The following is a 19,732-nucleotide window of genomic DNA, read 5'->3' as shown; positions in this document are numbered from 1 at the left end:
TGCAGGTTCATCCGGGGTTCCTGGTGTGCTGGTTGGGTCGCACCTCCAGAATCCCGGGATCGCCCCGGGTGAACAACCTACTGAGAGATCACAGCTAGCCATCGCCGAACACGGCCGTCCGCCCGAGCGTAGGCACGCGTCGGCGAAACCGAGGGGCGCGCGGTCGGCCAAGCCTGGGCCTTCCCTGCGCCGTAGCCGTACCGGCGGCCCCCGTCAGGCCAGCGGAACGGCCGCCTTCGCCTGCAGCACGCCGTTGTGCAGCTCCAGCGTGCGGTCCATCTTCGCCGCCAGGCGGTGGTCGTGGGTGACCAGGATGAAGCTGGTGCCGACCTCGCGGTTCAGCTCCAGCATCAGCTCGTACACCTGCGCCGCGTTGCCTTCGTCGAGATTGCCGGTAGGCTCGTCGCCGAGCACGCAGGCCGGGCGGGTGACCAGCGCCCGCGCCACCGCGCAGCGCTGGCGCTCGCCGCCAGACAGCTCCGCCGGCTTGTGCTGCTCGCGCCTGCCCAGCCCGACCCGTTCCAGCAGCACGCGCGCCTGGCGCTCGGCCTCGGCGATGGCCACGCCGCGGATCAGCAGCGGCATGCACACGTTCTCCAATGCGGTGAACTCGGGCAGCAGGTGGTGGAACTGGTAGATGAAGCCCAGCGAGCGGTTGCGCACCCGGCCACGCTCGGCGTCGGAAAGCCGGGAGAGGACGCGGCCTTCGACTTCCACCTCGCCGCCGGTGAGCGTGTCCAGCCCGCCGATGATGTGCAGCAGCGTGCTCTTGCCGGAACCGGAGGCGCCGACGATGGCCAGCGTCTCGCCGCGGCGCAGTTCGAAGTTGACGTCGGTCAGCACCTCGGTCTTCAGGTCGCCTTCCTCGTAGGTCTTAGCGATGCCGCGGGCGCGCAGCACGATGTCGTTCTTCATGGCGTTGGACTCACTCATAGCGCAGCGCCTGCGCCGGCTGCGTGCGCGAGGCGCGCCACGCGGGATAGAGCGTCGCCAGCAGCGAGAAGACGAAGGTGACCAGGGTCACCCAGCCTACGTCGCTGGCCACCAGCTTGCTGGGGACCTCGCTGATGTAATAGACGTCGGGCGAGAGGAAGGTCACCCCGGTGACGTGCTCGATCCACTTGACGATGACCGGCAGCTTCCAGGACAGCAGCGAGCCCAGGCCTACGCCGAAGCCGATGCCGACCACGCCCACCAGCACGCCCTGCACCATGAACATGCCCATGATGCTGCGCGGCGTGGAGCCGAGCGTGCGCAGGATCGCGATGTCCGCCTGCTTGTCGGTGACCAGCATCATCAACATCGAGATCAGGTTGATCACCGCGACCAGGATGATCAGCGAGAGGATGATGAACATCACGTGCTTCTCCATCGAGATCGCGGAGAAGAAGTTGGCGTGGCTGTCCATCCAGGTCTGCACGACGTAGAACTGGCCCAGGTCGTTGGCGAGCTCCTTTGCCACCGGTCGCGCGTTGAACATGTCGTCGAGCTTGAGGCGGATGCCGGTGGGCCCGTCCAGGCTGCCGAGCTTCTCGGCGTCGTGCATGTTGATCAGCGCCAGGCCGGAGTCGAACTCCTGCATGCCGAGCTCGAAGATGCCCACCACGTGGAAGCCGCGCAGGCGCGGCACGCTGCCCATCGGCGTGGCGCGGAACTCGGGCACGGCCATGGTGACGCGGTCGCCCACGGTGACCCCGAGCGTGAGCGCCAGTTCCTTGCCCAGCACGATGTTCCAGCTGTCCGGCCTGAGTTCGTCGAGGCTGCCTTCGACCATGTGCGTGTTGATGTCGGAGACCTTGGGCTCCTGCCCCGGCTCGATGCCGCGCACCAGCGCGCCACTGGGCCGGCGGGCCTGCAGGAAGGCCTCCATCTCGACGTACGGCGCGGCACCCCGCACGTGCGGATTGGCCTCGGCGATCTTCACCGCGCGCGGCCAGTCCCGCACCGCCTCGCCCGGCAGGCCGGACACGGTGGCGTGCGAGATGGCGCCCAGGATGCGCGTGCGCAATTCCGAATCGAAGCCGTTCATCACCGACATCACCGTGATCAGCGCGGTGACGCTGATGGCAATGCAGACGATCGAGACGGTGGAAATGAAGGAGATGAACTGGTTGCGGCGCTTGGCGCGCGTGTAGCGCAGGCCGATGAACAGCTCGAGCGGTCGGAACATGGACGGTCGCTTTATCCGGTCGAAGGGCTGGCCGCCCGAGAACGCATTATCGGGCAATTGGACCGTCGTGCGCGGCGAAAGTGCCGCGCGGGCCGGCAGACGGTGGGAGCGGGCGCCCGCGATGCCTTTCGCCGAGGTCCGCACCGGCCAAGGAGTATCCGGGGCAAGCCCGCTGCTACAGGCTGGCGGATCGGGCGGGTTGCAGCGCGGCCAGGCGCATGCGCAGGCGCCGCCGCACGTCGGCATCCGCGTTGTCGGGCGCGAGCAGCAGCACCGCGACGCCCTCGGCGGTCCGCAGGCGCAGCAGCACGCAGGTGCCGAGGATGCGGAATGAAGCCAGCGTCGCCGGGATTTCGGCCTGGCCGGCCCGGTACAACGTCCAGTTCTCGCCGGCCAGGCCCACGCCGGCGATGCCGGAGCGCGAAAGCGTGCGCAGCGCGCGCGCGACGGACGCAAGCACTACGATCGCCAAGCCGGTCTTCAGGCCCCATGGCGCGCCGCTCAGGGCGATCGACGCCAGCGCCAGCACGGCCACGGCCGCCAGCAACGTCGACGGCAGCCGCGAGGGCCGGTAGTCAAAGCCGATGGCGGGCGCGGATGTCATCGATGATCGCCTGCCAGTCCGCGCGGGGCGCCCGCGCGTGGCCCATGATCCAGTCCCACAGGTCCGGGTCCTGGGCGTCGAGCAGCTCGTCGAAGGCCTGGCGTGTCGGCGGGTCGGCGCTGCCGTAGCGTTCGTCCAGCCAGCGACCCAGCAGCGCATCGAGCTCGCGCGTACCGCGGCGGGCACGCCAGCGCAGGCGGGCGAGGCTCATGGCGACGTGAGGCGCGAAGCGCCAGGCTCGGCTCCCTCTCCCCGTCGGGGAGAGGGTCGGGGCTTGCAGACAAGCCGGGAAGAAGCCACATCACGCCCTGTGGTACGCCCGGACAAGGCGCGGTTCGGGTATTCCGGCTGCATGGTGGCTGCCCTGGTGGAAGTCAGTCGCAAGCGTGGCCCCTCACCCCTTCTCCCCGGCGGGGGAGAGGGGAATGAGCGCGCCGCCCTTACGATCGGCGCTCGACCATCAGCTTCTTGATCTCGGCGATCGCCTTGGCCGGGTTCAGGCCCTTCGGGCAGGTGCGCGCGCAGTTCATGATGGTGTGGCAGCGGTACAGCTTGAACGGGTCTTCCAGGTCGTCCAGGCGCTCGCCGGTGGCCTCGTCGCGGCTGTCGGCGATCCAGCGGTAGGCCTGCAGCAGGATGGCCGGGCCGAGGTAGCGGTCGCCGTTCCACCAGTAGCTCGGGCAACTGGTCGAGCAGCAGGCGCACAGGATGCACTCGTAGTAGCCGTCGAGCTGCTTGCGGTCTTCCGGCGACTGCAGGCGCTCGCGCGCCGGCGCCGGGCTCTGCGTGCGAATCCATGGCTTGATCGAGGCGTACTGCGCGTAGAAGTGCGTCAGGTCCGGCACCAGGTCCTTGACCACCGGCATGTGCGGCAGCGGATAGATCGCCACCTCGCCGCCCTTGCAGTCGTCGATCGCCTTGGTGCAGGCCAGCGTGTTGGTGCCGTCGATGTTCATCGCGCAGGAGCCGCAGATGCCTTCGCGGCAGGAGCGGCGCAGCGTGAGCGTCGAGTCGATCTCGTTCTTGATCTTCAGCAGCGCGTCCAGAACCATCGGGCCGCACGAGGCGAGATCCACCTCGTAGGTGTCGATGCGCGGGTTCTGGCCGTCGTCCGGGCTCCAGCGGTACACCTTGAAGGTGCGCGGCTTCTTGGCGCCCTTCGCCGGGTAGTGCTTGCCGGACTGGATCTTGGAATTCTTCGGTAGCGTGAACTCTGCCACGATGGGTCTCCGGTCCGGTTTGATCAGTAAACGCGCTTCTTCGGCGGCACCACGTCGACCTCGTCGGTCAGCGTGTACATGTGCACCGGGCGGAAGTCGAAGCGGGTCTCGCCGTTCTCGCCCAGGCTGACGAGCGTGTGCTTCATCCACTGCTCGTCGTTGCGCTCGGGGAAGTCCTCGCGGGCGTGCGCGCCGCGGCTCTCGGTGCGCTGCTCGGCCGAGTGCATGGTGACCACCGCCTGCGCCAGCAGGTTGGACAGCTCCAGCGTCTCGATGAGGTCGGAGTTCCACACCAGCGAGCGGTCGGTGACGCCCACGTCCTTGAAGGATTCGTAGACCTCCGAGATCTTGCGCTTGCCCTCGGCCAGCGTCTCGCCGGTGCGGAACACCGCGGCGTCCTTCTGCATGGTGCGCTGCATCTCCAGGCGGATCTGCGCGGTCGGCCGGCTGCCCTTGGCATGGCGCAGGCCGTCGAAGCGGCCCAGCGCCTTGTCCAGGATGCTGGCCGGCAGGTCCTTGTGCGGCGCGCCCGGCTTGATGATCTCGGCGCAGCGGTTGGCCACCGCGCGGCCGAACACCACCAGGTCCAGCAGCGAGTTGGAGCCCAGCCGGTTGGCGCCGTGCACCGACACGCAGGCCGCCTCGCCGATGGCGAACAGGCCCGGCACCACGGCGTCCACGTCGTCGCCGCGCTTCTGCACGACCTCGCCGTGGTAGTTGGTCGGGATGCCGCCCATGTTGTAGTGCACGGTCGGGATGACCGGGATGGGCTCCTTGGTCACGTCCACGCCGGCGAAGATGCGCGCCGACTCGGCGATGCCCGGCAGGCGCTCGTTGATGACCTCGGCGCCCAGGTGCATCAGGTTGAGGTGGATGTGGTCCTTGTGCTCGCCGACGCCACGACCCTCGCGGATCTCGATGGTCATCGCGCGGCTGACCACGTCGCGCGAGGCGAGGTCCTTGGCGCTGGGCGCGTAGCGCTCCATGAAGCGCTCGCCCTCGGAATTGGTGAGGTAGCCGCCCTCGCCGCGCACGCCCTCGGTGATCAGGCAGCCGGCGCCGTAGATGCCGGTCGGGTGGAACTGCACGAATTCCATGTCCTGCAGCGCCAGGCCGGCGCGCAGCACCATGCCGCCGCCGTCGCCGGTGCAGGTGTGCGCGGAGGTGGCGCTGAAGTAGGCGCGGCCGTAGCCGCCGGTCGCCAGCACCACGGCCTGGCCGCGGAAGAAGTGCAGCGTGCCCTCGTTGAGGTCGAGCGCGAGCACGCCACGACAGACGCCTTCCTCGTCGAAGATCAGGTCGATCGCGAAATACTCGATGAAGAAGGTGGCGTCATGCGCCAGCGCCTGCTGGTAGAGCGTATGCAGGATCGCGTGGCCGGTGCGGTCGGCGGCGGCACAGGTGCGCTGCGCGGTGCCCTTGCCGTAATGCGTGGTCATGCCGCCGAACGGGCGCTGGTAGATCTTGCCTTCCTCGGTGCGCGAGAACGGCACGCCGTAGTGCTCCAGCTCGATGATCGCCGGGATCGCCTCGCGGCACATGTACTCGATCGCGTCCTGGTCGCCCAGCCAGTCCGAGCCCTTGATGGTGTCGTAGAAATGGAAGCGCCAGTCGTCCTCGCCCATGTTGCCCAGCGCGGCGGAGATGCCACCCTGCGCCGCCACGGTGTGCGAACGGGTCGGGAAGACCTTGGTGATGCACGCGGCCTTCAGGCCCTTCTCGGCCAGGCCGAAGGTGGCGCGCAGGCCCGCGCCGCCGGCACCGACCACGATCACGTCGTACTTGTGTTGCTGAACCTTGTAGGCTTCCATCGAACTCACGCTCCCAGGGCGGTGCGCAGCACCGCGAGCACGCTCGCCAGGGCGGCGAGCACGGCCAGAAACTTGATCGCCATCAGGAGCGTCGCTTCCTTCCAGCGGGTGTGCACGTAATCCTCGATCACCACCTGCAGGCCGAGCACGGCGTGCCAGAAGGCGGTGATGACGAAGGCGATCATCAGCACCGCGTTCCATGGCTGCGCGATGAGCGCGCGTGCTGTGGCGTAGTCGGCATGCAGCACGCGCAGCACCAGCGCCACCAGCCACAGGCCCAACGCGACCAGCGCGACCGCGGTCACCCGCTGCGTCCACCAGTGACTCACGCCGTGCTGGGCCGAACCCAGGCCGCGGGCCTTCTTCAGCGGATTGCGGTATTCCTTCGGATAGGCGCTCATGCGGCAGCTCCCAGGGTCAGCACGTAGGCCCACGCCAGCACCGTCAGCAACAGGCTGACCACGACCGAGGCCCAGCTCGAGCGCACGAACTGCACGATCTCGTAGCCGTAACCGGCGTCCTGCACCAGGTGACGGATGCCGTTGCACAGGTGGTAGAACAGCGACCAGCTCCAGCCGACCATCAGGACGATGCCCACCGGGCTGCCGACGAACGCCGCGAAGCGGGCGAAACGCGCCTCGCCACCGGCCAATGCCAACAGGCCCCAGGCCACCAGCAGCAACCCCACGGACAGGGCGATGCCGGTCGCGCGGTGCAGGATGGAGGTCACCATCTGCACCTGCCATCGATAGACGGAAAGATGGGGGGAAATCGGTCGTCGCGTGTCTGCCATGGCGGCTGTCCGTGTAGTGGAATCGCTGGCGTCCGATCGCCCCTTCTGCGCCGACGCGGCATGCACCGCGGCGATCAGAAGTCGATGCAGCGCCCGTTCTTTTCCCAGTCGCCGTAGCGGGTGGGATCGGGCGCCGGCCGCTCCGGCGCCGCCCCGCCTTCCGCCGGCCGTGCGGGCACGACGGCGCTCTCCGCGGGTGCGGGAGCCTGACCGGGTTCGGTTTGGGAGGAGGTCTCGGACATAAACAAAGCCGCGGAAGCGTAATACGCGCGAGCGGGACAGCACAACCTCGCGCGCCGCGTGCCGGGAGCGCGAAGCCTTGCCTTCCGGCACGTCATCACCCATGTTCCGCGCATGCCAAACCCCTACTCCGCCCAGCTCGTCTCCCTCGAAGGCGCCGACGCGATCGCGTTCGCGCAGGCCCAGTTCAGCAGCAACCTCGCCGGCCTCGCGGACGGTCGATGGCAGTTCGGCGCATGGCTCGACGCACAGGGGCGCGTGCGGGCGCTGTTCCACCTGCTGCGCGTGGACGAGCAGCGTCTCCGGCTGTTGTTGCGTGGCGGCGAGGCCGGCGCGTTCGCCGCGGCGCTGCAGCGCTACGTGTTTCGGGCGAAGGTGCGCATCACGACCGACGTACGGGCGATGGGCACGGGCGAGCCGCTGGCGCTGCACACGTCGGATGCGAGCAAGGGAACGTTCGCGCTCGGGTGCGGTTCGCACAGCCTCGTCGTCGGCGAGCGCGACGACGACACCTGGCGTCTGCCGCAACTGCGCGCAGGCTGGCCGTGGCTGCCGGCGTCCCTGCTCGGCGAACTGCTGCCCGCATCGCTGGAGCTCGGCCCGCTCGGCGCCACGGCCCTGGACAAGGGCTGCTATCCCGGTCAGGAGATCGTCGCGCGCCTGCATTATCGCGGTGGCAACAAGCGCCATCTGCGACACGTGCAGCTGTCACGCCCCCTCACGCCCGGCGCCGTGCTGCGCGAGGGCGACCAGGTGTTCGCGCAACTGCTCGACGTGGTGCCGGTGGACGGTGCGGCCGAAGCGCTGGCCGTCGTGCACGAAGGCTTCACGAAGAACCTTCACGGCGGTCTTCACGCGACACACGAGGCGCAGCCGGTACACATCCGCAGCGCCGAACACGCGCCGTGCACGCGCGAACGAGGAAGGTGAGTCGAACGTGAACCGGCCCCATCCGGCACTTGCCAGCGGACGATCCCCCCACTAGGCTCCCGCCGAATTTCAATGATGCCCATCGCCCACGGGCATCTGCACGCGACGAACCGGAGGGGTCCGGATCGGCGCGACCCGGCGGAAAAAGCCGGATGGAACGACCGCTTCGCGGAACAATCTAAGCAGCAGCCGCAGTCCCGCAGACCGGTGAAGGTCGCGGCAGCAGAGCGCGCGCGCAACAACCAGGCCGGCTTCGGACCCGCCGGCCACGCCACAGTCCCGTGGCAAAGCGTCCCGACTTCAGGTTTCGGTCGCGACGATCAATCCAGGTGGAACGGCCTGCCCGCCCGTCCACCGCAACGGCGCACGAGATGGAGGTTTCGTCTCGCGCGTACAGCACGTTGGAGGCAGACAATGAAACTTTCCATGCTGTTGTGGCTGACGTCCGTACTGCCGCAGCCGATCGCGGACCAGGCCTGCCTGGCCACCACCGTGTATCTGGAGGCGCGCAGCGAATCGACCATCGGCCAGCTCGCCGTCGCCGAGGTTGCGCTGCGACGCCGCGAACGCGGCCGCTGGGGCGACACGGTTTGCAAGGTGGTGGCCGCTCCGCACCAGTTCGCCATCACGGCCACACCCGGCTCCTACGACATCTCCAACTTCAAGGCCTTCGCCAAGGCCTGGAAGGTCGCCGGGTATTCGCTGGACAACTGGTCGCTGCCCGTGGCTCAGCGGCAATTGCTGGTACCACACGCCGATCATTTCGCCACCGTGGCGATCGCACCGACCTGGTCACTCAACCACACCAGCACCACCATCGGCGAACACCGCTTCTACGCGGTCAACTAATACTTTCCGGCAGCAAAAAGGGCCCTCGCGAGAGGGCCCTTCTTTTTTGGACGTCTAGACGTCCACGCATTTCATCGCACAGGGTAGACGTGATCACCGCGCACCTGAGCGTAGTCGCCGACCCGCAGCCCCGGGTCCTCGCGCTGGGTCACCGTCGCATACTGCCCGTTGTCCAGGCGCAGCGTGACGCGCCACGCAGGCACCTCGCCGTTGCCGGTGCGCTTGCCGACCTGGTTGCCGACCACGCCGCCGGCCACCGCGCCGGCCACGGTGGCGGCCTTGCGACCGTTGCCCTTGCCGACCTGGTTGCCCAGCACGCCCCCGGCGACCGCGCCGATCACCGCACCCAGCGTGCCGTGGCCGCCTTCCTCGACGTAGACCTGCTGGATGTCCTGCACCACGCCGCAGTCCTGGCAACGGGTCGCGCCATAGCCGGCGCCCCGGGGACCGTAACCGCCGCTGGGATATCCGTTGTTGCCGTAAGGGCTGCTGGCGCAGCCGGCGAGCGCGAGACTGCCCGTCAACGCAGCCGCCAGCGCGAGATTGCGGGATCGAGTGGCCATGGGATCACTCCTCGTGTGGGGTGCATGGATGATCGCGCGCGGTCCGTCCATGGACCGCCTAGGTTCCGTCAGACCTCAATGCGCGTCGGAGACGGCAACCACGCCTTCCTGCACCTGCACGCGATCGCCCGGGTCATGGTCCATCCGCACGGTGCGGGTCACGCCGTTGTACTCGTAGCGCACGTTGTAGCCGACCACCTTGGTGCTGGTGTCGTTGACCGTTTCGCACTTGCGCTCGGTGGTGGTGGTGACGTTGGCCTGCTGGCGATTCTCCTGGATCTTCTTGCCCGCGTAGCCCCCCGCCACGGCGCCGGCCACGGTCGCCAGGGTCTTGCCCTTGCCGCCGCCGACCTGGTGGCCGAGCAGGCCACCGGCCACGGCGCCGATCGCGGTGCCGGCGATCTGGTGCTGATCCTTCGGCGGCTCGCTGTGGGTGACCACCTCGTCGTGGCAGACCTGGCGCGGATTGCTCACCGTCTTGCGCACCGGATCGACGCTGACCACCCGGGCGTACTTGACGCCGTTGTCGGCCTGCGCGCTGGACGATGCGTTGGCCAGGCCGGCATCGGCGCTGGCATCGCGGTTGCAAGCCGAAAGGCCTATCGCGAGCGCTGCCGCGATCCCCACCTGAAGCGCATTGACCATCAACCTGTTCATGACTCGATCTCCTCGATTAACTGCGGTGAGCGTAGCGCGCCTCGCGCTCATGCGATCACCTGCGCAGCCATTGAACCTTCGCCATACTGAATCCGACCTAGACCAAATTTCGACATCCCCGACCGACGTGACGAACACGTGACGGAGCGCTCAGACCGCATGCTCAATCCCTGCCCCTCCGCCCCCGTACTGGTCGATACCCACGTGCACCTGGATGACCCCGGCTTCGACGCCGACCGCGCGGATGTGCTCGCCCGCGCCCGCGACGCGGGCGTGCACATGCTCGTCGTTCCCGGCATCGATGCGTCCGGCTGGCCGCGGATCAGGGACCTGTGCGCCAGCCATGCCGGACTGTTCCCGTGCTACGGCCTGCACCCGCTGTTCCTCGATCATCACCGGCCCTCGCACCTGGATGCGTTGCGACACTGGCTGACCCACGAGGCGACCGTCGCGCTCGGCGAGATCGGACTGGATTTCTACGTGCGAGGCCTCGATCCCCAGGCGCAGCGCCGCTACTTCGAAGCGCAATTGGACATGGCGCTCGAACTGTCCCTGCCGGTGATCGTGCACGCGCGCCGCGCCGTGGAGGAGGTGGTGCTCGCGCTGCGCGACCGCCCGGGGCTGCACGGCGTGGTGCACAGCTTCGCCGGCAGCGAGCAGCAAGCCGAGCGGCTCTGCGAGATGGGCTTTTATCTGGGCATCGGCGGGCCGGTCACCTACGCGCGCGCCCGGCGGCTTCGGCGCGTGGTGGCGAGCCTGCCGATCGACCGTCTGCTGCTGGAAACCGACGCCCCGGACCAGCCCAACGCGGGCCGCCAGGGTGTGCGCAACGAGCCGGCCTACATGCGCGAAACCCTGCGGGTGATTGCCGAGCTGCGCGGGGAGTCGCCCGCCTCGGTCGCGGCCGCCACCACCGCGAACGCCTGCCGGCTGTTCGGCCTGCCGATACCGCACTGAACGCTCCTGCTGCAGGACGGGGCAGGCACTTGCCACCTGTCCGGGGCCGCGCTAAATTAATTCACCAGTGAAATATGAGCTGATGAAATGGCACGTCTGGCGGACTGCATCGCGATGATGGACGAGGGCATCGGACGGGTGAGCCAGGTCATCCCGGACATGCCCGTCGCCGAAGCCCGCCTCACGCGCCTGCTGCTGATGGTCGGCCACACCTTCGACGAAGCGGTCGAGCAGGAACTGCGACCCCACGGCATCAACCACAGCGACTTCCTCACGCTGATGATCCTGTACAGCCGCCCGGACGGAAGCTCCACGCCGGGCGAACTGTGCGAGTACACCTCCCAGGGCGCCACCAACATGACGCGCATCGCCAATGCGCTGGTCAAGCGCGGGCTGATCACGCGCGGGCCCAGCGAGGAGGACCGCCGCCGCGTGGTCATCCGCATCACTCCGGCCGGGCGCCGTTTCGTGCAGAAACTGCTGCCGCCGCTGTTTCCCCGTGTCAGCGCCGCCTACGCCGGCTTCAGCGAGGCCGACAAGCGCAATTTCAGCCGCCTGCTGCGCAAGCTCGCCGCCAACCTCGATCGCCTGGACGAGGCCCCCACCCCGTGAAGGACGCCGCCCCATGAGACCTGCCACGCTCCGTCTCCGCACGACGCTGGCCGCGACCACTGCGCTGGCGCTGGCCGCCTGCGCCACGCCGCCGGCCCGGCTTTCCCCGCCGCAACTGCGTGACGACGTGCCCCTTGCCGGCATCGAGACGGCGCCGCGCGCCGGCTGGCCCGATCCGCGCTGGTGGCGCGCCTACGACGATCCGCAGCTGAACGAGCTGATCGACCGTGCGATGCGCCAGGCGCCCAACCTGGAACTGGCGCGCAGTCGCGTGCAGGGCGCCGAACAGTCCGCGCGCCTGGCAGCGGCGCAGATGGGCCTGTCCGTCAACGGCAACGTGCAGTTCTCCCGCCAGCGGATGAGCGAGCACGGCCTGATCCCCAGCCGGTTCCTCGGCTTCACCTGGTACAACCAGGCCGATCTCGGCGTGCAGTTGAAATACGACTTCGACTGGTGGGGCAAGAAGCGCGCCGCGGTGGAGGCGGCGCTGGACCGGGCGCACGCCGCCGAGGCGCAGCGCAGCGCGGCCGCGCTGGCGCTGCAGTACGCGGTCGCCACCACCTATTTCGGCTGGCAGGCGGATCAGGCACGCCTGGCCCTGGCCGACCAGTCGCTCGCCACCCAGCGGCAACTGCTGCACATCGCCCGGTTGCGGGTGCGCCAGGGCGTGGACCTGGCCGATACCGTCGAGCAGGCGCAGGCGCAGCTGGCGGCGCTCGAGCAGATGCGCACGGCGATCGACGGTTCGGCCAAGGTGCGCCGCGCGGTGCTCGCCTCGCTGCTGGGCGTGGCGCCGGCCGAACTGCCGGCGCTGCAGCCGCGCCCGCTCCCGGCCGTCGCCGGCGGGTTGCCTGCCAACGCCAGTCTCGATCTGATCGCCAGGCGCCCGGACATCGCCGCCAGCCGCTGGCAAGTGGAGGCCGCGCTGCGGCAGACCGACGCCGCCCGCGCCGAGTTCTTTCCCGACTTCAGCCTGAGCGCGCTGGCCGGCCTTTCCAGCATCGACATGGGCAAGTTGTTCACCGCCGGCAGCCGTACCTTCGCGCTGACGCCGGCGCTGCACCTGCCGATCTTCGAAAGCGGCACGCTCGAGGCCAACTACGGGCTCAGCCGCGCGCAACTGGACAGTGCGGTGGCGCAGTACCGAAGCACCGTGCTTGAGGCGGCCCGCGACGTGGCCACGCAGGCGCTGGGCGCGGAGCAGCTTGCTGCCCAGCGTGACCAGCAGCAGGCCCAGCTCGCTGCCGACGAACGCCTGCTCGCCAACGCCCGGGCGCGCCTGCGCCAGGGCGTGCGCGACGCCCGCGAGAGCCTGGCCGCCGAACTCGCGCTGCTGCAGCAGCGCGATGCGGCCACCCAGTTGCATGCGCAGGCGCTGGCCACCGACCTGGCGCTGATCAAGGCGCTGGGTGGCGGTTACCGCAGCGACGCCAAGCCCCGGATCGCCTCGTCCACTTCCCCTTCCCCTGCTGGAGCCGTCGACCATGAGCGCCACTGACGCCGACAAGCCCGCCGCCAACGAGAGCGGCCTGGCCGCGAAGAACCCGGCCAAGCGCCGCCGCGCCCTGCTGATCGTGGCGGCGGTCTTCATCCTGGTCGCGCTGATCTGGATCGCGCTGTGGATGTTCGTGTTCTCGCGGCGGGAAAAGACCGACAACGCCTACGTGGGCGGCAACCAGGTGACGATCTCCGCCCAGGTACCGGGTACCGTGGTGGCGATCATGGCCGACGACACCCAGCGCGTGGAGGCCGGCCAGGTGCTGGTCCGGCTCGATCCGACCGACGCGCAGGTGCGCCTGGCCCAGGCACGCAGCGCGCTGGCGCAGGCGGTACGCGGCGTGCGCCAGCAGACCAGCTCGGCCAGCAGCGCCGACGCCCAGGTCGCGGCGCGCAAGCTGGAGCTGGCCAAGCTCGAAGCCGACCTCAAGCGCCACCTGCCGCTGCTGGCCGCCCATGCCGAATCGCCCGAGATCGTGCAGCACCTGCGCGACGGCGTGGCGCAGGCGCGCGCCGCGCTGGAGGCGGCGCAGGCCCAGGCCGCCGCCGCGCACGCGGCGGTCGAGGGCACCGACGTGGCCGACAACCCGGCGGTGCTGCAGGCGCGCGCCAACTTCCGCGCTGCCTGGATCGCCGCGCAGCGCAACGCGATCCTTGCCCCGGTCTCGGGCTACGTGGCGCAGCGCAGCGTGCAGCTGGGCAACAGCGTGCAACCCGGCCAGCAGCTGATGACGGTGGTGCCGCTGCACGACCTGTGGATCGACGCCAACTTCAAGGAAAGCCAGCTGCAGCACATCCGCATCGGCCAGCCGGCGACGATCGAGGCGGACATCTACGGCGGCGACGTCGAGTACCACGGCAAGGTGATCGGCCTGGGGGCCGGCACCGGCAGCGCCTTCTCGCTGCTGCCGGCGCAGAACGCCACCGGCAACTGGATCAAGGTGGTGCAGCGCGTGCCCGTGCGCATCGCGCTGGACGACCGCGAGCTGGACAAGCACCCGCTGCGCGTGGGCCTGTCCACCGAGGTCACCATCGACATCACCGACGACACCGGCCCGATGCTGGCGCGAGCGCCCGCGCAGCAGCCGGTCGCCGAGACCACCGTGTACGACCGGATGATGGACAAGGCCGACCAGGAGGCCCAGCGCATCATCCAGGCCAACCTGCCCCGCGCCGCCCGCTGACCCGAAGGCCCCTTCCCCATGGCCGCCACCCCCGACAACAGCAAGCCGTTGCCACCGCTGCACGGCGGCAAGCTGGTCCTGCTCACCGCCGCGGTCGCGTTCAGCACCTTCATGGAGGTGCTGGACATGACCATCGTCAACGTCGCCGTACCACACATCGCCGGCAGCCTCAGCGTGAGCCCCAGCGAGGGCACGTGGACGATCAGCTCCTATGCCATGGCCAGCGCCATCATGCAGCCGCTCACCGGCTGGGTGGCCAAGCGCTTCGGCGAGGTAAGGACCTTCGTCGCCTCGGTGCTGCTGTTCGTCGCCTTCTCGATGCTGTGCGGCCTGGCGACCTCGATGCCGATGCTGGTGTTCGCGCGCCTGATGCAGGGTGCCGGCTCCGGGCCGATGGTGGCGCTGTCGATGACCCTGCTGCTGTCGAGCTATCCCAAGGAACGGCAGGGCATCGCGCTGGCGCTGTGGGCGATGACGGTGGTGATCGCGCCGATCTTCGGTCCGATCCTGGGCGGCTGGATCACCGACAACCTCTCCTGGCCGTGGATCTTCTACATCAACCTGCCGGTGGGCGTGCTCGCGGCGGTAGTCACCTGGGCGCTGCTGCACAAGCGCGAGACCAAGACCGTGCGCATCCCGATCGACAGCGTCGGCCTGGCGCTGCTGGTGGTGGGCATCGGCGCGTTGCAGTTCATGCTGGACAACGGCAACGACCACGACTGGTTCGCCTCGCCGATGATCACCACGCTGGGCATCGTCGCGCTGGTCTGCCTGACCTTCCTGGTGGTGTGGGAACTGCACGCCAAGCACCCGGTGGTCGACCTGTCGCTGTTCCGCCAACGCAACTTCACCGTCGGCGTGGTGGCGCTGTCGCTGGGCATGTTCGCCTTCTTCGGCATCAACGTGGTCTTCCCGCTGTGGCTGCAGACCACGCTCGGCTACACCGCGACGTGGGCCGGCCTGGCGACCGCGCCGGTCGGCGTGCTGGCCTTCCTGGTCTCGCCCATCCTGGGCCGCAACATGCACCGGCTGGAACTGCGCGCGGTGGTGACCTTCGCGTTCATCACCTTCGCCGCCACCTCCTACTGGTTCTCCACCTTCGACAGCGCGGCCTCGTTCTCCACCCTGGTGGTGCCGCGCTTCGTGATGGGCCTGGCGATTCCCTGCTTCTTCATCCCGCTGAACCAGATCTACCTGGCCGGCCTGCCGGCCTCGGACATCGCCAGCGCCTCGGGCCTGGCCAATTTCTGCCGCACGATGGGCTCGAGCATGTCCACCGCGATCACGGTGACGCTGTGGGACCACCGCGGCGAGTTCCACCATGCGCGGCTGACCGAATACGTGAGCCCGGCGCAGCCGGCCGCCACCCACTTCGTCGACCAGCTTTCGCACTGGGGTCTGTCGCACCAGCAGACGATGGGACTGATCAACCAGCTGGTGACACGCGAAGGGCTGACCCTGGCGGTGAACGACGTGTTCTTCGGCTGCGCCGTGCTGTTCCTGGCGCTGATCCCGATCCTGTGGTTCGCCCGGCCGCCGTTCGGCAGCGCAGGCGGTGCGATGGGCCATTGACGCGTAGCGGCACGGCCGGATTTGCTGCACCGGCGGGTGCAGCATGGATTACTGGTGCAGCGCAATACGTTCTGCTAGCGTGTCGCGCATGGCACAAAAACTGCGCATCATCAAGAAGTACCCGAACCGCCGCCTGTACGACACGGAGATCTCCAGCTACATCACGCTGGAGGAGGTCCGTCAACTGGTGCTGGACGGCGAATCCTTCGAGGTCCGCGACGCCAAGAGCGGGGAAGACCTGACCCGTTCGGTCCTGCTGCAGATCATCTCCGAGCACGAGGAGAAGGGACAGCCGATGCTGTCGCCGCAGCTGCTCAGCCAGATCATCCGCTTCTACGGCGACTCGCTGCAGGGTTTCATGGGCCCGTACCTGGAGCGCAGCCTGCAGGTCTTCCTCGACCAGCAGCAGCAGTTCCGCGCCCAGCTCAACAGCCTGATGGGCCAGACGCCCTGGTCGATGCTCAACGAACTCACCGAGCGCAACCTGGACGCGTGGAAGACCATGCAGCGCGGCTTCCTGGACGCCGCCGCGCAGACGGCGCCGAACAAGACCCGCAAGGGCTGACCCCCGCCCTCGTCAGTCGAGTCTTGTCGGCATGGGCGGCGATCGCCCCCCGGGAGAAGGCCGGAACGAGGGGCCAGGGCTTGCGGGACGCCTCCGTCCTTCGGCTCGTCGCGTGAAGGCTCCTTCACGCAAGACCCGCGCCTCATACACCCCCTCCCGGAGCAGCGGGCGCCGTAGGCGTTGCAGTCGCGCGCCGCTTGCGGAACAGTTCGCGGGATGCCCGGAACGGATCGCCCATGAGCAGCAAGCCCCCCCTTACCCTGATCGGCGGCGGCCTGGTCGGCGCGCTGCTGGCCCAGCAACTCGCTCGCCGCGGCTTCGTCGTGGACGTGTTCGAGAAGCGCCCGGATCCGCGCGTGTCCGGGTTCGCCGGAGGCCGCTCGATCAACCTGGCCCTGGCCGAGCGCGGCCTGCAGGCGCTGCGCAGCGCGGGACTGGCCGAGCAGGTCCTTGCGCACGCGGTGATGATGCGCGGTCGCATGGTGCACACTGCCGATGGCCGCAGCGGACTGCAGCGCTACGGCGTGGACGACAGCGAGGTGATCTGGTCGGTTTCGCGTGGCGGGCTGAACATGCTGTTGCTGGACGCGGCCGAGGCGGCCGGCGTGCGCTTCCACTTCGGCCAGGGGCTGGCCGCGGCGGACTTCGACGCCGGACGCATGCGCGTGGTCGGACTGGACGGCACCGAACGCGACGTCGACGCGCCGGTGCTGATCGGCGCCGATGGCGCAGGCTCGGCCCTGCGTGCCGCGATGAACGCCCATCGGCCCCTGGGCGAGCGGACCGACTGGCTGGGGCACGGCTACAAGGAGTTGGAGATCCCGCCCGCCACCCAGCTCCCGGACGCGCTGCTGCGCGACAGCGGCGGGCACGACCAGTTCGCGATCGAGCCCCATGCGCTGCACATCTGGCCGCGCGGCGGCTACATGTGCATCGCCCTGCCCAACACCGAAGGCAGCTTCACCGTCACCCTGTTCCTGCCCGGGCACGGAGCGCACCCGAGCTTCGCCACGCTGCCCGATTCGCGCGCCGCCGAGACGTTCTTCCGCGAGGAATTCGGCGACCTGCTGCCGCTGCTGCCGCGCTTCGCCGAGGACTACGACGCGCACCCGGTCGGCACGCTGGCCACGCTCTACCTGGAGCGCTGGCACCTGGGCGGCCGCGCGCTGCTGGTCGGCGACGCGGCGCACGCCATCGTGCCGTTCCACGGCCAGGGCATGAATTGCGGCTTCGAGGACACCGTGGTGCTGGCCGCGCTGCTCGACGGCAACGACACCGCCGAGGCCTTCGCCGAGTTCCAGCGCATCCGCCAGCCGAACGTCGGCGCGATCGCCACCATGGCACTGGAGAACTACGTGGAGATGCGCGATTCGGTGGCGGACCCGCGCTACCTGGCCAAGCGCGAACTGGGCGCGCGCCTGGCCGCCCGCGCGCCGCAGCATTTCATGGCGCGCTACCGCATGGTCACCTTCACCCACCTGCCCTATGCCTACGCGCTGGAGCGCGGACGCGCGCAGGACCTGCTGCTGGAGCAATTGCTGCGCGAGCGCAACGACCCGGATGCGGTGGACCTGGACGCCGCGGTGGCGACGCTGGAGGCCACGCTGCCGCCGCTGCCGCCGCTGCGCCATGGATGAGGAGCTGCTGAAAGCCTATTGCCGCAGCGCCTACCGCGTGCGGCTGCGCTGCGGCGGCGCCGCCACCCTGCGCATCGGCGAGCCGCTGCCGGTGGCGCTGCGGCCGCTCGCCGGCGATCGCGACTGGGGCTTCCTCACCGCCTGGAACCCGCGCTCCCGGCCGCTGCCGCCGGCGGTCAACCGTGCTGCCCAGCGCCGGCTGCTGGCCGACCTGCGGGCGGGCGCCGGGCTGGAACTCCACCCCGCGGTCGGCGTGGGCACCGACGGCTGGCGCGAACCGAGCCTGTGGATCGTCGGCATCGCGCCCGGCACGCTGGAACGCCTGGCCGAACGCTACGGCCAGAACGCCTGGCTGCAGGGGCACGGGGCGGGTAGCGCCCACCTCCAGCTTCGCTGAGGCACCCGCGCGCGGGTGCGCTCCCGCACCGCATGGACAAGGCGCGCACGCATTGCGGACAATCCGCCGGATGACTTCCGTCCAGCCCAACCCGTTGCTGCAGGCACGGGGCCTGTCCTTCCTCCGCGCGGACGAGCCCGTGTTCGGGCCGCTCGACTTCGACCTGCACGCGGGCGAGGTGGCGCTGGTGGAGGGCGACAACGGCAGCGGCAAGACCACCCTGCTGCGGCTGCTGGCCGGCCTGCTGCACGTGGGCGAGGGCGAGCTGCGCTGGCGCGGCGCGCCCTGGCAACGCGACGCCTGCGCCAGCGAGGTGCTGTTCCTGGGCCACCAGCTCGGCCTGAAGACGGACATGAGCCCGCGCGAGAACCTGCGCGTCGCCGCCGGCCTGCACGGCACGCGCGAGGGTCGCACACCTGCCTCGGTGCTGGCCGAGGTGGGCCTGGCCGGCTACGAGGACGAACCCGTGCGCCGGCTGTCCGCCGGCCAGAAGAAGCGCGCGGCGCTGGCCCGCCTGCTGCTCCTGCCCGCGGTGCTGTGGCTGCTGGACGAGCCCTACGCCAACCTCGACCGCGCCGGCATCGCGCTGGTCAACCGCCTGCTGGAAGGGCAGGTGGCCGCGGGCGGCGCCGCGCTGGTCACCAGCCACGGCGCCGTGAGCTTCCATGGCGGCGAACCGAAGCGGATCCGGATGCATGGCTGAGGCGGTCCGCCAGATACGCGAAAGCGACGGTCTCATCGTCGCCTTCGGCGGTCCCACCGGCAGAGCCCGCGGGAGCACGGCATGAGCCGGGCCCCCGTTTCGCGCGCCTGTGCGGCGGTGCTGCGCCGCGACCTGACGCTGGCCTGGCGGCGGCGCGGCGACATCGCCATGCCGGTGCTCTATGCGCTGATCGTGGCCACGCTGTTCCCGTTCGCGCTGGGGCCGGAGCAGGCGCTGCTGCAGCGCATCGCCGGCGGCGTGGTGCTGGTCACCGTGCTGCTGGCCATGCTGCTGGCGCTGGATGCCATGTTCCGCAGCGACATCGAGGACGGATCGCTGGAACAGCTGGTGCTCGCGCCGCAGCCGCTGGCGCTGATGCTGGGCATGAAGATCCTGGCGCACTGGCTCACCACGGCGCTGCCGCTGATCGTGATCGCGCCGCTGCTGGCCGGCATGCTGCACCTGCCGGTGCCGGTGATGGGCGTGCTGCTGCTGGCGTTGGCGCTGGCCACGCCGATGCTCAGCCTGCTCGGCGCGGTACTGGTCGCGCTGACGGCCGGCACGCGTCGCTCTGGTATGCTGCTCGCCCTGATGCTGCTGCCGCTGTGCGTGCCGGTGGTCATCTTTGCCGCAGGTGCGGTCGCGGCCGCCCAACAGGGGTTACCGTGGGTCGCTCCGATCGCCTGGCTCGGCGCGGCCCTCGCCCTGACCCTGGTGCTGGCGCCGCTGGCCTGCGCCGCCGCCCTTCGCATTGCTTTGGACGCCTGATCC

General features: G+C 69.5%; 23 protein-coding genes. 12 read left to right on the top strand and 11 right to left on the bottom strand.

Annotated features, from left to right (window positions below):
- Positions 1 to 213: 213 nt before the first annotated feature.
- The 9 genes from lolD to WAT24_RS14650 form a co-directional block, all read right to left on the bottom strand.
- Entirely contained in the window at positions 214 to 933 is a 720-nt protein-coding gene (lolD, locus tag WAT24_RS14690; RefSeq protein WP_336808654.1) for a lipoprotein-releasing ABC transporter ATP-binding protein LolD, read from the bottom strand.
- Positions 926 to 2,170, bottom strand: a complete 1,245-nt coding sequence (locus WAT24_RS14685) for a lipoprotein-releasing ABC transporter permease subunit (protein ID WP_336808653.1) — start codon at positions 2,168 to 2,170, stop codon at positions 926 to 928. The genes lolD and WAT24_RS14685 overlap by 8 nt, the downstream gene beginning before the upstream one ends.
- 175 nt (positions 2,171 to 2,345) lie before the next feature.
- Positions 2,346 to 2,774 (bottom strand): protein YgfX, encoded by a 429-nt coding sequence (locus tag WAT24_RS14680; protein WP_336808652.1) that lies wholly within the window; start codon positions 2,772 to 2,774, stop codon positions 2,346 to 2,348.
- Positions 2,746 to 2,985 (bottom strand): FAD assembly factor SdhE, encoded by a 240-nt coding sequence (locus WAT24_RS14675; protein WP_336808651.1) that lies wholly within the window; start codon positions 2,983 to 2,985, stop codon positions 2,746 to 2,748. Before WAT24_RS14675 ends, WAT24_RS14680 begins: the two co-directional genes overlap by 29 nt.
- Before the next feature lie 229 nt (positions 2,986 to 3,214).
- Positions 3,215 to 3,994, bottom strand: a complete 780-nt coding sequence (locus tag WAT24_RS14670) for a succinate dehydrogenase iron-sulfur subunit (protein WP_336808650.1) — start codon at positions 3,992 to 3,994, stop codon at positions 3,215 to 3,217.
- Positions 3,995 to 4,017: 23 nt separating this feature from the next.
- Complete coding sequence (sdhA, locus tag WAT24_RS14665; RefSeq protein WP_336808649.1) at positions 4,018 to 5,805, bottom strand: succinate dehydrogenase flavoprotein subunit; 1,788 nt, start codon at positions 5,803 to 5,805, stop codon at positions 4,018 to 4,020.
- A gap of 5 nt (positions 5,806 to 5,810) precedes the next feature.
- On the bottom strand, positions 5,811 to 6,206 hold the full coding sequence (gene sdhD / locus WAT24_RS14660) for a succinate dehydrogenase, hydrophobic membrane anchor protein (RefSeq protein ID WP_336808648.1): 396 nt from the start codon (positions 6,204 to 6,206) through the stop codon (positions 5,811 to 5,813).
- Positions 6,203 to 6,598 (bottom strand): succinate dehydrogenase, cytochrome b556 subunit, encoded by a 396-nt coding sequence (gene sdhC, locus WAT24_RS14655; protein ID WP_336808647.1) that lies wholly within the window; start codon positions 6,596 to 6,598, stop codon positions 6,203 to 6,205. Before sdhC ends, sdhD begins: the two co-directional genes overlap by 4 nt.
- A gap of 74 nt (positions 6,599 to 6,672) precedes the next feature.
- Positions 6,673 to 6,840, bottom strand: a complete 168-nt coding sequence (locus tag WAT24_RS14650) for a DUF1674 domain-containing protein (protein WP_336808646.1) — start codon at positions 6,838 to 6,840, stop codon at positions 6,673 to 6,675.
- A gap of 58 nt (positions 6,841 to 6,898) precedes the next feature.
- Between WAT24_RS14650 and ygfZ the strand changes: the two genes are divergently transcribed.
- Both ygfZ and WAT24_RS14640 read left to right on the top strand, forming a co-directional pair.
- Positions 6,899 to 7,768 (top strand): CAF17-like 4Fe-4S cluster assembly/insertion protein YgfZ, encoded by an 870-nt coding sequence (gene ygfZ / locus WAT24_RS14645; protein ID WP_336808645.1) that lies wholly within the window; start codon positions 6,899 to 6,901, stop codon positions 7,766 to 7,768.
- Between the two features lie 414 nt (positions 7,769 to 8,182).
- Positions 8,183 to 8,617, top strand: coding sequence for a cell wall hydrolase (locus WAT24_RS14640; RefSeq protein WP_336808644.1), 435 nt, complete (start codon positions 8,183 to 8,185; stop codon positions 8,615 to 8,617).
- A 71-nt stretch (positions 8,618 to 8,688) separates the two neighbouring features.
- Here the strand turns inward: WAT24_RS14640 and WAT24_RS14635 are convergent, their stop codons facing one another.
- Both WAT24_RS14635 and WAT24_RS14630 read right to left on the bottom strand, forming a co-directional pair.
- The gene (locus WAT24_RS14635; RefSeq protein WP_336808643.1) at positions 8,689 to 9,180 is read right to left on the bottom strand and encodes an outer membrane lipoprotein; all 492 of its coding nucleotides are present in this window, start codon (positions 9,178 to 9,180) and stop codon (positions 8,689 to 8,691) included.
- Between the two features lie 75 nt (positions 9,181 to 9,255).
- The gene (locus tag WAT24_RS14630; protein ID WP_336808642.1) at positions 9,256 to 9,837 is read right to left on the bottom strand and encodes a glycine zipper 2TM domain-containing protein; all 582 of its coding nucleotides are present in this window, start codon (positions 9,835 to 9,837) and stop codon (positions 9,256 to 9,258) included.
- 159 nt (positions 9,838 to 9,996) lie between these two features.
- Here WAT24_RS14630 and WAT24_RS14625 point away from each other — a divergent pair, with 159 nt between their 5' ends.
- From WAT24_RS14625 to ccmB, 10 genes are all read left to right on the top strand, one after another.
- A complete protein-coding gene (locus WAT24_RS14625) occupies positions 9,997 to 10,794 on the top strand; it encodes a TatD family hydrolase (RefSeq protein ID WP_336808641.1) in 798 nt (265 codons plus the stop codon).
- Between the two features lie 87 nt (positions 10,795 to 10,881).
- Positions 10,882 to 11,406: a MarR family winged helix-turn-helix transcriptional regulator gene (locus WAT24_RS14620; protein ID WP_336808640.1), complete on the top strand. Its 525-nt coding sequence runs from the start codon at positions 10,882 to 10,884 to the stop codon at positions 11,404 to 11,406.
- Positions 11,407 to 11,419: 13 nt separating this feature from the next.
- The gene (locus tag WAT24_RS14615) at positions 11,420 to 12,904 is read left to right on the top strand and encodes an efflux transporter outer membrane subunit (RefSeq protein ID WP_336808639.1); all 1,485 of its coding nucleotides are present in this window, start codon (positions 11,420 to 11,422) and stop codon (positions 12,902 to 12,904) included.
- Positions 12,891 to 14,087 carry an HlyD family secretion protein gene (locus WAT24_RS14610; RefSeq protein ID WP_336808638.1) on the top strand — a complete coding sequence of 399 codons (1,197 nt, stop codon included), beginning with the start codon at positions 12,891 to 12,893 and terminating at the stop codon, positions 14,085 to 14,087. The genes WAT24_RS14615 and WAT24_RS14610 overlap by 14 nt, the downstream gene beginning before the upstream one ends.
- A gap of 18 nt (positions 14,088 to 14,105) precedes the next feature.
- A complete protein-coding gene (locus WAT24_RS14605) occupies positions 14,106 to 15,659 on the top strand; it encodes a DHA2 family efflux MFS transporter permease subunit (RefSeq protein WP_336808637.1) in 1,554 nt (517 codons plus the stop codon).
- A gap of 88 nt (positions 15,660 to 15,747) precedes the next feature.
- Positions 15,748 to 16,224: a polyhydroxyalkanoate synthesis repressor PhaR gene (phaR, locus tag WAT24_RS14600; RefSeq protein ID WP_336808636.1), complete on the top strand. Its 477-nt coding sequence runs from the start codon at positions 15,748 to 15,750 to the stop codon at positions 16,222 to 16,224.
- A gap of 236 nt (positions 16,225 to 16,460) precedes the next feature.
- Complete coding sequence (locus WAT24_RS14595) at positions 16,461 to 17,861, top strand: FAD-dependent oxidoreductase (protein WP_336808635.1); 1,401 nt, start codon at positions 16,461 to 16,463, stop codon at positions 17,859 to 17,861.
- On the top strand, positions 17,854 to 18,258 hold the full coding sequence (locus WAT24_RS14590; protein ID WP_336808634.1) for a DUF3293 domain-containing protein: 405 nt from the start codon (positions 17,854 to 17,856) through the stop codon (positions 18,256 to 18,258). The genes WAT24_RS14595 and WAT24_RS14590 overlap by 8 nt, the downstream gene beginning before the upstream one ends.
- Before the next feature lie 70 nt (positions 18,259 to 18,328).
- A complete protein-coding gene (gene ccmA / locus WAT24_RS14585; RefSeq protein WP_336808633.1) occupies positions 18,329 to 18,961 on the top strand; it encodes a cytochrome c biogenesis heme-transporting ATPase CcmA in 633 nt (210 codons plus the stop codon).
- 81 nt (positions 18,962 to 19,042) lie between these two features.
- Entirely contained in the window at positions 19,043 to 19,729 is a 687-nt protein-coding gene (gene ccmB / locus WAT24_RS14580; protein ID WP_336808632.1) for a heme exporter protein CcmB, read from the top strand.
- Positions 19,730 to 19,732 lie beyond the last annotated feature (3 nt).

The organism is Fulvimonas yonginensis (genome assembly GCF_037137055.1).
Classification (GTDB): Bacteria; Pseudomonadota; Gammaproteobacteria; order Xanthomonadales; family Rhodanobacteraceae; genus Frateuria_A; species Frateuria_A yonginensis.
This window is presented reverse-complemented; position numbering and strand designations above follow the sequence as displayed.

Bases quoted from the DNA above. Each gene is read 5' to 3' on its own strand.
- lolD (WP_336808654.1), bottom strand. From the start codon at position 933: ATGAGTGAGTCCAACGCCATGAAGAACGACATCGTGCTGCGCGCCCGC.
- WAT24_RS14685 (WP_336808653.1), bottom strand. From the start codon at position 2,170: ATGTTCCGACCGCTCGAGCTGTTCATCGGCCTGCGCTACACGCGCGCC.
- WAT24_RS14680 (WP_336808652.1), bottom strand. From the start codon at position 2,774: ATGACATCCGCGCCCGCCATCGGCTTTGACTACCGGCCCTCGCGGCTG.
- WAT24_RS14675 (WP_336808651.1), bottom strand. From the start codon at position 2,985: ATGAGCCTCGCCCGCCTGCGCTGGCGTGCCCGCCGCGGTACGCGCGAG.
- sdhA (WP_336808649.1), bottom strand. From the start codon at position 5,805: ATGGAAGCCTACAAGGTTCAGCAACACAAGTACGACGTGATCGTGGTC.
- sdhD (WP_336808648.1), bottom strand. From the start codon at position 6,206: ATGAGCGCCTATCCGAAGGAATACCGCAATCCGCTGAAGAAGGCCCGC.
- sdhC (WP_336808647.1), bottom strand. From the start codon at position 6,598: ATGGCAGACACGCGACGACCGATTTCCCCCCATCTTTCCGTCTATCGA.
- WAT24_RS14650 (WP_336808646.1), bottom strand. From the start codon at position 6,840: ATGTCCGAGACCTCCTCCCAAACCGAACCCGGTCAGGCTCCCGCACCC.
- WAT24_RS14640 (WP_336808644.1), top strand. From the start codon at position 8,183: ATGAAACTTTCCATGCTGTTGTGGCTGACGTCCGTACTGCCGCAGCCG.
- WAT24_RS14635 (WP_336808643.1), bottom strand. From the start codon at position 9,180: ATGGCCACTCGATCCCGCAATCTCGCGCTGGCGGCTGCGTTGACGGGC.
- WAT24_RS14630 (WP_336808642.1), bottom strand. From the start codon at position 9,837: ATGAACAGGTTGATGGTCAATGCGCTTCAGGTGGGGATCGCGGCAGCG.
- WAT24_RS14625 (WP_336808641.1), top strand. From the start codon at position 9,997: ATGCTCAATCCCTGCCCCTCCGCCCCCGTACTGGTCGATACCCACGTG.
- WAT24_RS14620 (WP_336808640.1), top strand. From the start codon at position 10,882: ATGGCACGTCTGGCGGACTGCATCGCGATGATGGACGAGGGCATCGGA.
- WAT24_RS14615 (WP_336808639.1), top strand. From the start codon at position 11,420: ATGAGACCTGCCACGCTCCGTCTCCGCACGACGCTGGCCGCGACCACT.
- WAT24_RS14610 (WP_336808638.1), top strand. From the start codon at position 12,891: ATGAGCGCCACTGACGCCGACAAGCCCGCCGCCAACGAGAGCGGCCTG.
- WAT24_RS14605 (WP_336808637.1), top strand. From the start codon at position 14,106: ATGGCCGCCACCCCCGACAACAGCAAGCCGTTGCCACCGCTGCACGGC.
- phaR (WP_336808636.1), top strand. From the start codon at position 15,748: ATGGCACAAAAACTGCGCATCATCAAGAAGTACCCGAACCGCCGCCTG.
- WAT24_RS14595 (WP_336808635.1), top strand. From the start codon at position 16,461: ATGAGCAGCAAGCCCCCCCTTACCCTGATCGGCGGCGGCCTGGTCGGC.
- WAT24_RS14590 (WP_336808634.1), top strand. From the start codon at position 17,854: ATGGATGAGGAGCTGCTGAAAGCCTATTGCCGCAGCGCCTACCGCGTG.
- ccmA (WP_336808633.1), top strand. From the start codon at position 18,329: ATGACTTCCGTCCAGCCCAACCCGTTGCTGCAGGCACGGGGCCTGTCC.
- ccmB (WP_336808632.1), top strand. From the start codon at position 19,043: ATGAGCCGGGCCCCCGTTTCGCGCGCCTGTGCGGCGGTGCTGCGCCGC.